The following is a 14007-nucleotide window of genomic DNA, read 5'->3' as shown; positions in this document are numbered from 1 at the left end:
CCATGTACGAACTCAGCGCAGACGAGACCGCGATCGTCGACGTCGTCCGCGAGTGGGTCGACCGCGAGGTCGAGCCCGTGGTGCGGGACCTGGAACACGCCGACACCTACCCCGAAGCCCTGATCGAGCAGATGAAGTGCATGGGCATCTTCGGGCTCGCCGTTCCGGAGCCGTGGAACGACGCCGGGGTGTCCACCCCGTGCTACGCCGCCGTGACCGAGGAACTCGCCCGCGGGTGGATGAGCCTCGCCGGCGCCATGGGCGGGCACAGCGTCGTCGCCAAGCTCCTGCTCCACTACGGAACCCAGGCGCAGAAGGACCACTACCTGCCGAAGCTGGCCACCGGGGAGATCCGGGCGACCATGGCGCTCACCGAACCCGGCGGCGGATCCGACCTGCAGGCCATCCGGACCGTGGCGCGAACGGACGGCGACAGCTACGTCATCAACGGGTCCAAGACCTGGATCACCAACGCCCGCCGCGCCCAGCTGGTCGCGCTGTTGTGCCGCACGGACCGGACCGCCGAGCCGAAGCACCGCGGCATCAGCATCCTGCTGGTCGAAAAGGGACCCGGGTTCGAGGTGTCCCGCGACCTGCCGAAGCTCGGTTACAAGGGCGTGGAGAGCTGCGAGCTGTCCTTCACCGACTTCCGCGTGCCCCGCAGCTCGTTGCTGGGCACCGCCGAAGGCGAGGGGTTCGCGCAGATGATGCGCGGGCTCGAGATCGGCCGCATCCAGGTGGCGGCGCGGGCGCTCGGCGTCGGCGCCGCCGCGCTCGCCCGCTCGATTCGGTACAGCCAGGAACGCGAAAGCTTCGGGCAGCCGATCTGGCAGCACCAGTCGATCGGCAACCACCTCGCCGACATGGCCACCGGGCTGACCGCGGCCCGGCAGCTCGTCCAGTACGCCGCCCGCCGCTACGACTCCGGCGAGCGCGCGGACATGGAAGCGGGGATGGCGAAGCTGTTCGCCTCCGAGACGGCCATGAAGATCGCGCTCGACGCGGTGCGGATCCACGGCGGCTACGGCTACTCGACGGAGTTCGACGTCGAGCGGTACTTCCGCGACGCGCCGCTGATGATCGTCGGCGAGGGCACCAACGAGATCCAGCGGACCGTCATCGCACGCCAGCTCATCAAGCGGAACCCGGTCCGATGAGGCCCGCGGCCACCTGGCTCTTCGTGCCCGGCAACGGCCCTCGGCGCTTCGCCAAGGCGGCGGCTGCGGGCGCGGACGCCGTCGTCATCGACCTGGAAGACGCGGTGCGCCCCGAGGACAAGGACACTGCCCGTGCCGAGACGCTCCGCTGGCTGTCCGAAGGCGGACAGGCCTGGGTCCGCATCAACGCCGCCGGAACGCCGTGGTTCGACGCGGATGTCGACGCCGTCGCCGGCGCGTCCGGGCTGCTCGGCGTGCTCGTGCCCAAGGCCGAGGACCCGGCGGCCTTGGCCGCGTTGTCGGCGCGGCTGGGCACCGCGGTGGTGGCGCTGGTCGAGACCGCGGCCGGGCTGCACCGCGTGCACGACGTCGCCGCCGCGCCCGGGGTGACCCGGCTGGCGTTCGGTGCGCTCGACCTGGCCGCCGACCTCGGGGCCGACGACACCGCCGAGGCGATGCTGTTCGCGCGAAGCACGATCGTGCTCGCCTCCCGGGTGGCCGGTTTGCCGGCGCCGATCGACGGCGTCACGACGGTCATCGACGACGCCGACGCCGTGACCGCGGCGGCTCGCTACGCCCGGAGCCTCGGTTTCCGCGGCAAGCTCTGCATCCACCCCGCCCAGATCGAGCCCACGGCCCGCGGCCTGGCCCCCGGCGCGGACGAAATCGCGTGGGCTCGTGCGGTGCTTCGGGCGGCCGAGGGATCGGCAGGCGCGGTCACCGGTCCCGACGGGCGAATGATCGACAAACCGGTGCTCGACCGGGCCCACGCGATCCTCCGGTCCTGAAGCACCGGCTACGAAAGGCTTTCCATGCTCCCACTCGAAGGCACGACCGTCGTCGCGCTGGAACAGGCGGTCGCCGCGCCCTTCGCGACCCGGCAGCTCGCCGACCTCGGCGCCCGCGTCATCAAGGTCGAACGCCCCGGTGCCGGGGACTTCTCCCGCGGCTACGACCGGACGGTCCACGGCGACTCCAGCTACTTCGTCTGGCTCAACCGCGGCAAGGAGTCGATCGAGCTGGACATCAAGGCTGCGGCCGACCGCCGCGTGCTCGACGCGATGATCGCGGCCGCCGACGTCGTGGTCCAGAACCTCGCGCCGGGCGCGGTGAACCGCCTCGGCCTCGACGCCGCGACCCTGCGCGCGACCCGTCCCGACCTCGTCCACTGCTCGATTTCGGGCTACGGCCCCGGCGGCCCGTACCAGGCGAAAAAGGCCTATGACCTGCTGATCCAGTGCGAAGCCGGGCTCGTCACCGCCACCGGCACGCCGGACCAGCCGAGCAAGGCCGGGATTTCCATCGCGGACATCGCAACGGGCATGTACGCCTACTCGGGCATCCTCACCGCGCTGCTGCGCCGGGCCACCACGGGCGTCGGCGCGACCGTCGAGGTCGCCATGCTCGACGCGCTGGGGGAGTGGATGGTCCAACCGGCCTACCACGCGGCCTACGGCGGTTCGGAGACCCGCCGGACCGGCGCGAAGCACGCGTCGATCGCGCCCTACGGTCCTTATCGGACGGGAGACGGCAACCAGGTCTTCCTGGCCGTCCAAAGCGACCGCGAATGGGTTCGGCTGTGCCGGGAGGTGCTCCGGTGCCCGGACCTGGCCGACGACCCGCGGTTCGCCCACAACCCGGAACGCGTCGCCCACGACCACCTGATCGAGCCGCTGATCGAGTCGGCGTTCGCCGCGTTCGACGCCGACCAGGTCGTCGACCTGCTCGGCGAGGCCGGGATCGCGTGCGCCCGCCTGCGCCGGCCGGGTGAGCTCCTCGACCACCCGCAGCTCGCCGCGCGGGATCGCTGGCAGCAGGTCCAGGCCCCCGGTCGTGCCGTCCGGGCCTTGCTGCCGCCGGTCGACATCGACGAAGTCGAACCGGTGCTGGGTCCGGTGCCCCGGCTCGGCGAGCACAACGACGCCCTCCGCGCCGAATTCGAGGAGGTCACCCCGTGACCGAGCACACCGAAGTGCTGCAACCGGAGCCCGCCGTGGCGCTGGCCCGGCTGCTCGGCGTCGACCTGCCGGACCTGGAGACCGACGGACTGCCGCTGCTGTGGCACTGGGTCTACCTGCTCGATCGGCCGCACCAGGCCGATCTGGGGCCGGACGGCCACCCGGTGCGCGGGGTCGTCCCGGCTCCGCCCGCGCCGGGCCGCCGGCGCATGGCGGCGGGCGGCCGGGTCACCCGCACCGGGCCGCTGGTCGTCGGGCGGTCCGCGACCCGGCGCACCGAAGTGGTGTCGACGACGGACAAGACGGGCCGCTCTGGCCCGCTGACCTTCGTCGTCGTCCGGCACACCATCAGCCAGGACAGCGAGGTGAAGGTCGTCGAGGAGCAGGACATCGTCTACCGCGACGCCACGTCCGCGCCGACCTCGGCGACGGCGTCGACCCCGGTGCCGCTTGAAGCGGACGAGCGGGAGTTCCCGGTCGACCCGACCGTCCTGTTCCGCTTCTCGGCGTTGACCTACAACGCCCACCGCATCCACTACGACCGCGACTACGCCCGGGACGTCGAGGGCTACCCGGGGCTGGTCGTCCACGGCCCGCTGCAAGCGCTGGCCATGGCGGAAGCCGTCCGCGGAACCGAGGCGGCGGCCACCGCGATCGACTACCGCGTCGTCGCGCCGCTGTTCGACCACCAAGGTCTGGTGGTGCGCGCCACCGGCGGCGGGGTTTCCGTTCGTGACCACAGTGGCCGGATCACCGCGACCGGCCAGGTCGAAACGCACACTGGAGAAAGGAAAGCACGATGAAGGCCGCCATCGTCCGGCAAGCCGGGGTCGTCGAGATCGACGACGTGCCGCGTCCCCCGATCGGCGAGGGGGACGTCCTGGTCCGCATCCGGGCCGCCGGGCTCAACCGCGCCGACGTGCTCGTCCGGGACGGAAAGTTCGCCGAACAACCGCCGTTCCCGATCATCCTCGGTGTCGAAGGTGCCGGAGACGTCGCGGCGGTCGGCAGCGCGGTCACGAACGTCGAGGTGGGGCAACGCGTGGTCGTGCTGCCCATGCTGGGCTGCGGCGCGTGCGACGCCTGTCGATCCGATGTGGACAGTCGCTGCCGCGAGCTGAAGTTCCTCGGCGAGCACACCGACGGCACGTACGCCGAATACCTCGCCGTCCCGGCCCGCAACGCCGTCCCGGCGCCGGAATCCCTGACCTACGTCGACCTGGCGGCGAGCCTGCTCGCGTACCTGACGGCCTGGCACATGCTGGTGACGCGCGGCGACCTGCGGCCCGGCGAAACCGCGCTGGTCGTCGGCGCCGGAAGCGGTGTGGGCACGGCCGCGGTGCAGCTCGCCCACGCCTTCGGCGCGCGGGTCATCGCCACGACCGGCACCGACGACAAGCGGGACCTTCTCCGGGGAATCGGCGCCGACGAAGTCGTGAACTACCGGAAGGTGCCCGGATTCGGCGCCGCGGTCCGCTCGCTGACGGACGGCCGGGGCGTCGACCTCGTCCACAATTCGGCGGGCGGGGCCACCATCCAGGAGTCCATCCGGGCGCTGCGCCCCGGCGGGCGGCTGATCGGCATGGGCTCGCACTCCGGACCGCACGCCGACATCAGCCTGTACAGCCTCTACCGCCACGAGGTCGACTTCCGCGGGGCGCACGCCGGGGACCTCCGCGAAGTCCCCGACGTCCTCGCCCTGCTCGCCGCGGGGAAGGTACGGCCCGTGGTCGACTCGGTGTTCCCCTTGGCCGACCTGGCCCGGGCCCACGAACGGCTGGTGAGCCCGGACCGCTTCGGCAAGGTCGTGCTGACGATCGGCTGATCAGTCGATCGCCTTGTCTTTGGTCTCGGGCATGGTCAGGTAGACGATGAGGCCGATCGCGGCGGCGATCGCGCAGTACAGCCACACCCACGACCCGAGCCCGTGGGTGGTCAGCCACGTCGTAAGGTACGGGACGGTGCCGCCGAACACCGCGACCGACATCGCGTAGGGGAGACCGATGCCGGTCGCCCGGACCTCCGGCGGGAACTGCTCCGCCATGACGGCCGCGACGTTGGCCGAGTAACCCAAGAGCAGGACCAGCCCGGCGACCTGGACGAGCAGCAGCAGCCGGAAGTCCCCGTTCAGCAGCCGGAAAGCGGGCCACGCGAGCAGCAGGAACCCGCCGGCGAACGCCACCAAGGTGGGCTTGCGGCCGATCCGGTCGGACAGCATCCCGGCGAACGGCAGCAGGACCACGAACGTGACGAGCCCGATGACGTTGGCCAGCAGCGCCTGGTGGAGCGGGATGTGCGTGGACACGGCCGCGTAGGTGGGCAGGTACGTCAGCCACATGTTGTAGAGCACGACACCGGCGATGTTCAGGCCGAAGACACGCAACGCCGCCTTCGGGTGCTCCCGGAGCATCGTCACCAGGACGTTGCGCCGGGGGCCGCGGGCGCGGCGGAACGAAGCCGTTTCCTCCACCGAGCGGCGCAGCCAGAGCCCGATGAGGCCGAACAGCGACGCGACCACGAACGCCAGGCGCCAGCCCCAGCTGTCCACCGCCTGCCGGGGCAGCACCGAGGTGACGATCGCGCCCATGCCCGAGGCGATGAGGATGCCGACGCCGACCGAGACTTGCTGCCACGAGCCCGCGAATGCGCGGCGGCCGGGGCCGGCGGACTCCACGAGGAACGCCGACGCAGAGCCGAACTCACCCCCGGCGGCGAAGCCCTGCGCCAAGCGCGCGAGCACCAGGATGATCGGCGCCACGAGGCCGACCTGGGCGTAGGACGGCGAGACCCCGATGACGAACGTCGCCGCGGCCATCAGGCCGATCGTGAGCATCAGGCCCTTCTTGCGGCCGTGCCGGTCCGCGTAGGCGCCCATGATCGCGGCGCCGATCGGCCGCACGACGAAACCGACGGCGAAGACGGCCAAAGTGGACAGCAGGGCCGCGCTGTCGTTGCCCGGCGGGAAGAAGTGGTGCGCGAAGACGGACGAGAACGTCGTGTACACCGCCCAGTCGATGAACTCGACGGCGTTGCCGATGCTGCCGGCGACGAGCGCCCGGCGGTTGCCCCGGCCGGTCGCTTCCGCCGGGACCGTACCGATCCGAGTGTTTTCCATGGTCGTTCTCCCTCAGTTCCCGGAAGCCGTCAGCCGCGCCCGGATCGAGGCGGACCGCGCCACGTCCGCGATCGTCAGCGCCATCGCCAGACCGCCGTCGCGCACGAACCGGTCGCCTTCCGCGCCACCGGCCGCGGCCGCGAAGGCGGCGGTGTGGTTCCCGTCCTCCTCCGGGAGGTCGAACGACAGCATCGGGTGCAGGGCGGGAATCACCTGCGAGACGTTGCCCATGTCGGTCGAGCCGAAGAGCTTGTCCGGGTAGTCCGGGAACGTGCGGCCCACGGTCTTCGCGTGGGTCTCGAACAGCGCGGCCAGATCCGGGTCGTGCCGGAACTCGCGGTACAGCGACGGCTGGGTGGTGAAGTCCACGGTGGTCCCGGCCGCGAGCGCGCCGGCTTCGAAACACCGGCGGACCCGCGCCCACACCTCGTCGACCTCGGCGATGGTGTCGCAGCGGATCATGCACTCGGCCACGACCCGGTCGGGGATGACGTTCACCGCCGAACCGGCTTCCGGCACCACGCAATGGACCCGAACTCCGTCGCGCAGTTGCTGCCGCAGCAGTCCGATGGCGGTCTGCGCGACCACCACCGCGTCGGCGGCGTTCAGCGCGTTCCACGGACGCGACGCGTGGCCGCCGCGGCCGGTGTACTCGATCCGCCACGACCGCGAAGCCCGGAACTGGGGGCTGACGACGTCCTTCAGCGACGGGTGCACCATCATGGCCGCGTGCGTGCCGGTGAAGACACCGCGGTTGACCATGATCTCCTTGCCGGTGCCGCGTTCCTCCGCCGGCGTGCCGAACACCTTCAGCGTCAGGCCCAGCTCGTCGGCGAACGGCGCCAACGCCAGGGCCGCGCCCACGGCCGCCGCGGCGATCGTGTTGTGCCCGCAGCCGTGGCCGATCCCGGGGAGCGCGTCCATCTCGGCGCAGATGCCGAACACCAGCTCACCCGAACCCACTGAGGCCACGAACGCCGTGGGCAGGTCCGCCACCGGCTTCTCGACGACGAACCCGTGCCGCGCCAGGACGTCGGTGATCGCGGCCGAGGTCCGGTGCTCCTCGAAGGCGAGCTCCGGGTCGGCGTTGATCGCGTGCGACAACGCCAAGACGTCGTCGAGGTGCCTCGCGAAAGCGCTTTCGATGGTGGTCATCGCCACACCTCTCCCAGCAGCCGCAGGATGTTGCCGCCGAGCACGGCGGTGATCTCGTCGTCGCGGTACCCGTGCTCGACGAGCCAGCCGGCGATGTTGCGGAAGTTCTCGGTCGGGTTCTCGAGCCCGTCGACGTGGCTGACCCGCTCCCACTCGAGGTCGCCCGCGTCGAACACGGTGGAGGAGCTGATCACGTCGGAGATGGCTTTCTGGAAGGCGGCGTGGTCGCCGTAGAGCGTGTCCGGGCCGAACGCGACGTGCTCGATGCCCATCAGCTCGACGGCGTGGGTGAAGTGGTCCATCACCGACTCGATGGACTGCGCCCGGTGTTCGTAGGACACGGTCGTGTGCGGCGCCGCTTCGATGCCCAGCACACCGCCGCGTTCCGCGCACGCCTTGAGGACTTCGTCCGGTTTCATCCGGGCGATGGGCCAGACCGCCCGCGCGCCGGCGTGCGTGATCGCGACGGGCTTGGCCGACGCCTCGATCGCGTCCAGGCTCGTCCGGTCGCTCGCGTGGGAGACGTCGACGAGCATGCCCACGGCGTTCATGCGCTCGACCGCGCGCCGGCCGAAGGCGGTCAGGCCGCCGTCGCGCTGCTCCTTCTGGCCGCTGCCAAGGGTGTTGGCCTCCGCGTAGACCAAACCCATCTGCCGGATGCCCAGTCCGTAGAGGACGTCGATGCGGTCCAGCTCGTTCTCGATCATCCCGGCGGACTCGGTGCCCATGACGAAGGCGACGTGCCCGTCGCGCTGGGCGCCGAGGATGTCGCCGACGGTGCGGGCGACGACGACACCGTCCTGGTGGGCGAGGTCGGCGAGCCGCAGGCCCAGCGTGGTGATCAGGTCGTCCCACTTCCAGCCCGCCCGGCGCGTGCTGCCGATGACGCCGAACCAGTTGTCGAAGACCGCGGTCAAGCCGGCCCGGCGCAGCTCGGCGAACGCGGTGAACTCGTGCTTGGCGCGCAGGAAGCCGGGTGTGTCAGCGAAGTCGGCGGGCAGCAGCTGCGGGTGGTCGTGGAAGCTGATGGTCACGTTGTCCGCCAGCAGGCGGTCGATCCGGTCGTCCGAACCGGCGGTGAAGCGGCTTCGGCGGGCGCCCGGATCGGACAGCTCGACGGCGGGGAAGTCGACCCCGCGTCGGAGGTAGGGGAATGACTCGTAGTCGTCGGGTTCGGCGGCGGGACTGTACATCGACAACGCTCCTCTGTGGTCGGTGGCGGCTAGGCGGTGGCAGCGCGCCGGACGGTGCCGTCGTCGTCCACGACGATCGCCGGGTCCAGGTCCCTGGACGCCTCGGCGACCTGCGCGAGGATCGACGCGGCGACGTCCGGCCGGGGGAGGACCGGCTGGCTGTCCGGGTCGAGTTCGATCGGGTCGATGCGGAGAGTGGGCCCGCCGTGGCCGCCCAGCCCGACGCGGAACACGGCGCTCTCGAACCAGGGGCCGCGCACCAGGGCGGGCTGGTAAGGGGCCGACGGGTGGGCGTCTTCCTTCGGCACCATCGCTTCGGCGTTCCAGCCGTCGCACCAGTCGAAGACGAAGTTGCCGGTCGAGTACAGGATCAGCCCGTGCCCGTAGAACTCCACGGGGTGCAGGCAGTGCGGGTGGTGCCCGATGACCAGGTCGACGCCGGCGTCGATCAACCGTCGGGCCAGGGGCTGCTGGTACTGGGCCAGCGGTCCCTGCGCCGCGGGCAGGTAGCAGTGCGGCACGCCCCAGTGCAGTGCGACGACGACGAAGTCGTTGTGCCGCTTTGCTTCCCGGACCAGGGCTTCGGCCGCCCGCACGTCGGGTTCGTGGGCGTCGGAATGGACGAAGGGCGGCGTGCCCGGCGTCTCGTCGAGGAAGCCGCTGTCGTATTCGAAGGACTGACGCACCCGGATGGCGCCGATGCCCGCGCGGTCCGCGGTCGCGTCGAAGCCCCGCGGTAGCGCGCAGCAGAAGCTGAAGAATGCGAGGCTCTCGCCGCCGGCCGAGACGACTTGGGCACGCGTCGCTTCGGCGCGCGTCTCGCCGAATCCGGCGTGGCCGACTCCCGCGGCGTCCAGCGCGCGGACGGTGTCGCGCATTCCGTCGGCGCCGTAGTCCAGCGCGTGGTTCATCGCCAGGGACACCAGGTCGAACCCGAGGTCGGCCAGCTCGGCGGCGCCCGACGTCGGGGCCCGCATGGCGACCAGCTTCTCCGCGCGCTGTCCCCGTCCGGTGAGCGGGACTTCGAGGTTGCCGATCGTCAGGTCGCCGCCGCGCAGCAGCCCGAACGCCGAAGCTCCGGGGGCCGCGCCACCGGGGCGGCGCGGCCACCCCGAGATCACGACATCGCCCACGACAGTCAGGTCCATGCGCACTCCGTTCCATTGTGCGGCACGCTGTGCCGCACAGTAGACCGACGCTGTCGACGTTGTAAAGACGTCGCTGTGCCGGGATGAGGTACGGCAGGTGCGTCCAGTGGTACGGTCGTGGCCTCATGAGCACCCCTGGCGACGGCGGCGAACCGGACAAGCCGAGCAGCAGCATCCGGTCGATGAACAGCGTGCTGAGCACGCTTCGCGTCTTCGAAGAAGTCGCGGTGCGCCAGCCGATCGGCGTCTCGGAACTGGCCCGGGTGACGGGCATCCCGAAGAGCTCGGTCCAGCGCTGCCTGGTCACCCTCGAACAGGCCCGCTGGCTCCGGATCGTGGACCGGGAGCACGCGCGGTGGGGCGTCACGATGAAGGCGCTCGTGCTGGGTCTGCGCAGCGCGGGCGAGCAGGACCTGCGCGAAGTGGCGACGCCGGTCATCAAGGGCCTGGCCGCCGAGACCGGCGAGACGGTGCTCCTCGGCCTGCGCGACGGCGACGAGTACCTGATCGTCGCGCGCGAGGACAGCTCGCAGCTCGTCCGCGTGTTCATGGAGATCGGCACCCGGGTGCCGCTCGCGGCGAGCTCGGGCGGCGTCGCGATCCTCGCCCGCCTCGACCCCGGCGAGGTCGGCGAAGTCCTGCGGGCCGAGCCCCGGGAGTTCGAGGGTGCGCCGCTGCTCGGTCCCGACGAGCTGCGCGAGGAGATCGCGCGGACCGCCGGGCGCGGCTACGCCGTGAACATGTCGTCGTGGTACCGCCCGCACGTCGCTTCCCTCGGCGCGGCGGTCACCAACGCGGCCGGACGACCCATCGCGGCGGTCACGCTGAGCATCCCGGAAATGCGGTACCAGCCCGCACGGGAAGAGCAGCTGGCGAAGAAGGTCGTCGCGGCCGCGGACGAGATCAGCCGCCTGCTGTCGTCCCCGTGACGGCCTCCGCGCGCACGACGCCGGCGATGAGCTCGGCCGTTCCTTCCGGTGACTCCGCCGGGAAGTGGTGACTGCCGAGGTCGACGAGCACCACGTCGGCCCGGCCCGCCAGCCGGTCGATCGCTTCCGGGGTGACCAGGTCGCGCACGCCGAACACCGTGATCGGCTGCGTTACGTCGGCGAGCGCCTCGTCCATGTCCCAGGCGACCAGGCCTTCGAACGCCCTGGTCCCCGCCGGTTGCCGCACCGCGGCCATCTTGGCGAAGTGCGCGTCCTTGAGCGCCGGGTCGGTGCCCGGCGGCGAACCGGCCTCGACCATGGCGCGGACCAGCCCGGCGAAGTCGTCCCGCAGCGGTCGCAGCAACCCTTCGGCCTCTTCGTCGGTCACGGCGCCGAAGAGGAAGAGGTAGTGCAGGGCGTCAAGCGCGACGATGTGCCGGACCCGCGCGGGACGCAGCCGGCCCGTCTCGACCGCCACCGCGCCGCCGAGTGAGTGCCCGGCGACGACGCCGTCGGTCACCGCTTCGGCGTCGAGGACCGCGGCGACGTCGCGCGCGAACTCCTCGATCGTCCAGGTGTCGCGCGCCGAGCGCGATTCGCCGTGCTCGGCGAGGTCGACCGCGAGCACGCGGAACTCGTCCGGCAGGAACCGGGTCAGCGCGGCGAAGTCCGTCCGGTCGCACGCCCAGCCGTGGACGAAGACGACCGTGGGCCCCTCGTCCGGTCCGCTGATCGAGTACCGGATGGACGTCTCGTCCGGCCGGTGGACTTCGCGGCTTTCCGTCACCCGGTTCGTCGCCATGCCTGCTCCTCGTGCCACTATGCGATACGGCGTTTCATTGGTTAGCATGACGGTAAGTGCGCCGTGGAGGCATGTCAATCGCCGAGTGAAGGAGCCGCGGAATGCCGCCGACCCTGTTCAGTCCGATCGAGATCCGCGGGGTGCGCCTGCCGAACCGGGTGGTCGTGTCCCCGATGTGGCAGTACTCCGGAGTGGACGGTCACCCGACGCCGACGCACACCGTCCACTACGGACGGCTGGCCGAAGGCGGGGCGGGACTGGTGATCCAGGAAGGCACGACGGTGGACCGGCGCGGCCGCGGCACCGCGGGCGACCTCGGTCTGTGGGAGGACGACGTGGTTCCGCTCTACGCGCAGCTCGTGGAAGTCGTCAAGGCCGGTGGCGCCGTGCCGGGCATCCAGCTCATCCACGCCGGCCGCAAAGGGCGCCGGAACCCGCCGTGGATCCCCGGCACACCACCGCCGTCCGCGGACTGGCCACTGCTCGCGCCCAGCGCGATCCCCATGGGACTCGAGGGCGCCGAGACTCCGGTCGAAATGACGCTGCGCGACATCGAAGACACCGTGACGGCTTTCGCGGACGCCGCCCGACGGGCGGACGAAGCCGGGTACGAGGTCCTCGAACTGCAGGCGGCCCACGGCTACCTGATCCACAGCTTCCTCTCGCCGCTGGCGAACCGGCGCACCGACCACTACGGCGGGTCGACGGAGAACCGGTTCCGGTTCCTCGTGGAGATCGTCGACCGCATCCGGACGGTCTGGCCGGACGGCAAGGCGCTTTTCGTCCGCCTTTCGTGCGTCGACGTCGAATGGACGATCGACCAGACCGTCGAGCTGGTCGGGGAGTTGAAGGCGCACGGCGTCGACGTCATCGACTGCAGCTCCGGAGGGATCACCGGGCTGCCGTTCCCAGGCTTGCAAACCGGCTACGGCTACCAGGTGCCCTACGCGCAGCAGGTCCGCGAGCGCACCGGAAGCAGGACGATGGCCGTGGGGCACATCGTCCGTGCGGCCCAAGCCCAGTCCATCATCGAGCACGGCCGGGCGGACCTGGTCGCGCTCGGCCGAGAGTTGCTCTACAACCCGAACTGGCCCCTGGACGCCGCCCGCAAACTGGGCGTACCCGACCCGTACGCCCACGCCCCGGCCCGCATTTCGCACTGGCTGGGCAAACGTGAGCAGAGCTTCCCGGGGTTCGTGCCGTCCACCGGAGAGTGAGCTGCCCTCGACCGCCGAACAACCGACCGGCGTGGGACGGGCTCGAACTGGACGACGCCGTGCTCAACCAGATACCGGCTGCAGTCCCTGGCTGCACTGCCCGAGGTGACCACACGCGGGGGTCCGGGGGCTTGCCCCCGGCGGGGGTGTGGGGGCTCGGCCCCCACAGGACACAACGAAGAGAGCCCCGTTTGCGCATTCCGCAAACAGGGCTCTCCTGCGATCGAGTGCGCGATACTGGGATTGAACCAGTGACCTCTTCCGTGTCAGGGAAGCGCTCTCCCGCTGAGCTAATCGCGCGAGGTGGAGACGGGATTCGAACCCGTGTACACGGCTTTGCAGGCCGTTGCCTCGCCTCTCGGCCACTCCACCGTGCCAGGCTCGAGAGCCTACCGAGCGGATGACGGGATTCGAACCCGCGACCCTCACCTTGGCAAGGTGATGCGCTACCAGCTGCGCTACATCCGCAATCCGCAGCTCCGGGAACCCGAGTCCCCGTCGCCGTGGTGTGGGAAAACCATATCGGACCCCGAAAACCGGCCCGACACCGGGGTGTCACTCCGCCGTTGCGGGCCCGTCATCAGGCCAAATCGTGCGGGATGAGGTGGGTCAGGGCGTCGTCGACGTCGACCCACAGGTGCTCGTTGCCCGGGAGGACCACGTCGTACGTCCGGTCGAGGAAGTCGGCCAGCTCCTGGGCGGACGCCTCGAACATGGCGTGCCCGGAGGGCGAGTTCAGCTCGATCAGGACCGCTTCCGGGTCTTCGACCGACGGGCGGATGCGGACGTCTCCGTCACCCGCGTCGGCCAGGAGGCCGTCCGCGAGGAGGTCGCGTGCGTACACCCACTCGACCCAGCCGGCGCGGCCGGTGCGGAAGGCGGCGACGACCGCGTACGGGTCGCGTGTGTCGTAGCGCAGTTCCACCTTGACCGGAACCGCGGGAGTCCGCGGCGCCAGCAGGTCGAAGACCGCCGTCGAGCGGAGCGTCACGTGATCGTTGCGCATCGTCCTACCCTTCGTCTCCCTTCCCGGCCCGGCCCGGCCGAGGGCGTCACTGCTTGGACGCATCAGGAGGCCGCTTCCGTCGCGGGTGCGCCGCAGATCACCCGTCCGGGCGCTTCGGCCCCCTTCTCCACCCGTGACCACCCGCGGCGCGCAACTGACCGGCGCGCCCCGCGGAGCCCACGCCTCCATACTGCGCGGTTTAGTCGCCGGGCGATAGCACCGTCGCACGGATGTCGAACGTGGCGTCAGGCGGCCCCCGGCCGGCACGACCCCGGCTAGCTCGGGGTTGTGCGTTCCGTACTCGCCGGTAAGCGGAGTGTGGTCGGA

Annotated in this window: 13 protein-coding genes and 3 tRNA genes; 7 read left to right on the top strand and 9 right to left on the bottom strand. The window is 71.1% G+C overall.

Features of this window, described 5'->3' with window-relative positions; translation table 11 throughout:
- Nucleotides 1–2 precede the first annotated feature (2 nt).
- From ACLJPY_RS27460 to ACLJPY_RS27440, 5 genes are read left to right on the top strand one after another with little or no spacing between them, the layout of a single operon-like run.
- The gene (locus ACLJPY_RS27460; RefSeq protein ID WP_410592692.1) at nucleotides 3–1157 is read left to right on the top strand and encodes an acyl-CoA dehydrogenase family protein; all 1155 of its coding nucleotides are present in this window, start codon (nucleotides 3–5) and stop codon (nucleotides 1155–1157) included.
- Nucleotides 1154–1945, top strand: coding sequence for an HpcH/HpaI aldolase/citrate lyase family protein (locus ACLJPY_RS27455; RefSeq protein WP_410592690.1), 792 nt, complete (start codon nucleotides 1154–1156; stop codon nucleotides 1943–1945). Before ACLJPY_RS27460 ends, ACLJPY_RS27455 begins: the two co-directional genes overlap by 4 nt.
- Before the next feature lie 24 nt (nucleotides 1946–1969).
- Complete coding sequence (locus tag ACLJPY_RS27450; protein WP_410592689.1) at nucleotides 1970–3115, top strand: CaiB/BaiF CoA transferase family protein; 1146 nt, start codon at nucleotides 1970–1972, stop codon at nucleotides 3113–3115.
- Nucleotides 3112–3918: a MaoC family dehydratase N-terminal domain-containing protein gene (locus ACLJPY_RS27445; RefSeq protein WP_410592688.1), complete on the top strand. Its 807-nt coding sequence runs from the start codon at nucleotides 3112–3114 to the stop codon at nucleotides 3916–3918. Before ACLJPY_RS27450 ends, ACLJPY_RS27445 begins: the two co-directional genes overlap by 4 nt.
- Nucleotides 3915–4940 carry an alcohol dehydrogenase catalytic domain-containing protein gene (locus ACLJPY_RS27440; RefSeq protein WP_410592687.1) on the top strand — a complete coding sequence of 342 codons (1026 nt, stop codon included), beginning with the start codon at nucleotides 3915–3917 and terminating at the stop codon, nucleotides 4938–4940. Before ACLJPY_RS27445 ends, ACLJPY_RS27440 begins: the two co-directional genes overlap by 4 nt.
- On the opposite strand, the gene ACLJPY_RS27435 is transcribed toward ACLJPY_RS27440, so the two are convergent.
- From ACLJPY_RS27435 to ACLJPY_RS27420, 4 genes are read right to left on the bottom strand one after another with little or no spacing between them, the layout of a single operon-like run.
- Nucleotides 4941–6230 (bottom strand): MFS transporter, encoded by a 1290-nt coding sequence (locus ACLJPY_RS27435; RefSeq protein WP_410592685.1) that lies wholly within the window; start codon nucleotides 6228–6230, stop codon nucleotides 4941–4943.
- A gap of 12 nt (nucleotides 6231–6242) precedes the next feature.
- Nucleotides 6243–7385, bottom strand: coding sequence for a M20 family metallopeptidase (locus ACLJPY_RS27430; protein WP_410592683.1), 1143 nt, complete (start codon nucleotides 7383–7385; stop codon nucleotides 6243–6245).
- Nucleotides 7382–8578 (bottom strand): dipeptidase, encoded by a 1197-nt coding sequence (locus ACLJPY_RS27425; RefSeq protein ID WP_410592682.1) that lies wholly within the window; start codon nucleotides 8576–8578, stop codon nucleotides 7382–7384. The genes ACLJPY_RS27430 and ACLJPY_RS27425 overlap by 4 nt, the downstream gene beginning before the upstream one ends.
- Nucleotides 8579–8607: 29 nt before the next feature.
- Nucleotides 8608–9726 carry a CapA family protein gene (locus ACLJPY_RS27420; protein WP_410592681.1) on the bottom strand — a complete coding sequence of 373 codons (1119 nt, stop codon included), beginning with the start codon at nucleotides 9724–9726 and terminating at the stop codon, nucleotides 8608–8610.
- A gap of 125 nt (nucleotides 9727–9851) precedes the next feature.
- Between ACLJPY_RS27420 and ACLJPY_RS27415 the strand changes: the two genes are divergently transcribed.
- A complete protein-coding gene (locus ACLJPY_RS27415) occupies nucleotides 9852–10655 on the top strand; it encodes an IclR family transcriptional regulator (RefSeq protein ID WP_410592680.1) in 804 nt (267 codons plus the stop codon).
- Here ACLJPY_RS27415 and ACLJPY_RS27410 read toward each other — a convergent pair.
- Nucleotides 10630–11457, bottom strand: a complete 828-nt coding sequence (locus ACLJPY_RS27410; RefSeq protein WP_410592678.1) for an alpha/beta fold hydrolase — start codon at nucleotides 11455–11457, stop codon at nucleotides 10630–10632. The two genes, ACLJPY_RS27415 and ACLJPY_RS27410, sit on opposite strands and share 26 nt — an antisense overlap.
- Nucleotides 11458–11558: 101 nt before the next feature.
- Between ACLJPY_RS27410 and ACLJPY_RS27405 the strand changes: the two genes are divergently transcribed.
- Complete coding sequence (locus tag ACLJPY_RS27405) at nucleotides 11559–12674, top strand: hypothetical protein (protein WP_410592677.1); 1116 nt, start codon at nucleotides 11559–11561, stop codon at nucleotides 12672–12674.
- Nucleotides 12675–12902: 228 nt separating this feature from the next.
- Here the strand turns inward: ACLJPY_RS27405 and ACLJPY_RS27400 are convergent.
- The 4 genes from ACLJPY_RS27400 to ACLJPY_RS27385 form a co-directional block, all read right to left on the bottom strand.
- Nucleotides 12903–12974 (bottom strand) — tRNA-Val (locus ACLJPY_RS27400).
- Nucleotide 12975: 1 nt separating this feature from the next.
- Nucleotides 12976–13046, bottom strand: a tRNA-Cys gene (locus ACLJPY_RS27395).
- Between the two features lie 23 nt (nucleotides 13047–13069).
- Nucleotides 13070–13142: transfer RNA gene (locus tag ACLJPY_RS27390), tRNA-Gly, on the bottom strand.
- Nucleotides 13143–13254: 112 nt separating this feature from the next.
- On the bottom strand, nucleotides 13255–13680 hold the full coding sequence (locus ACLJPY_RS27385; protein ID WP_013227152.1) for an SsgA family sporulation/cell division regulator: 426 nt from the start codon (nucleotides 13678–13680) through the stop codon (nucleotides 13255–13257).
- Nucleotides 13681–14007 lie beyond the last annotated feature (327 nt).

Origin of the sequence: Amycolatopsis sp. lyj-23 (assembly GCF_046549135.1) — a bacterium.
Taxonomy (GTDB): domain Bacteria; phylum Actinomycetota; class Actinomycetes; order Mycobacteriales; family Pseudonocardiaceae; genus Amycolatopsis.
The sequence above is the reverse complement of the archived record's forward strand: the minus strand, read 5'-3'. Positions and strand labels throughout refer to the sequence as shown.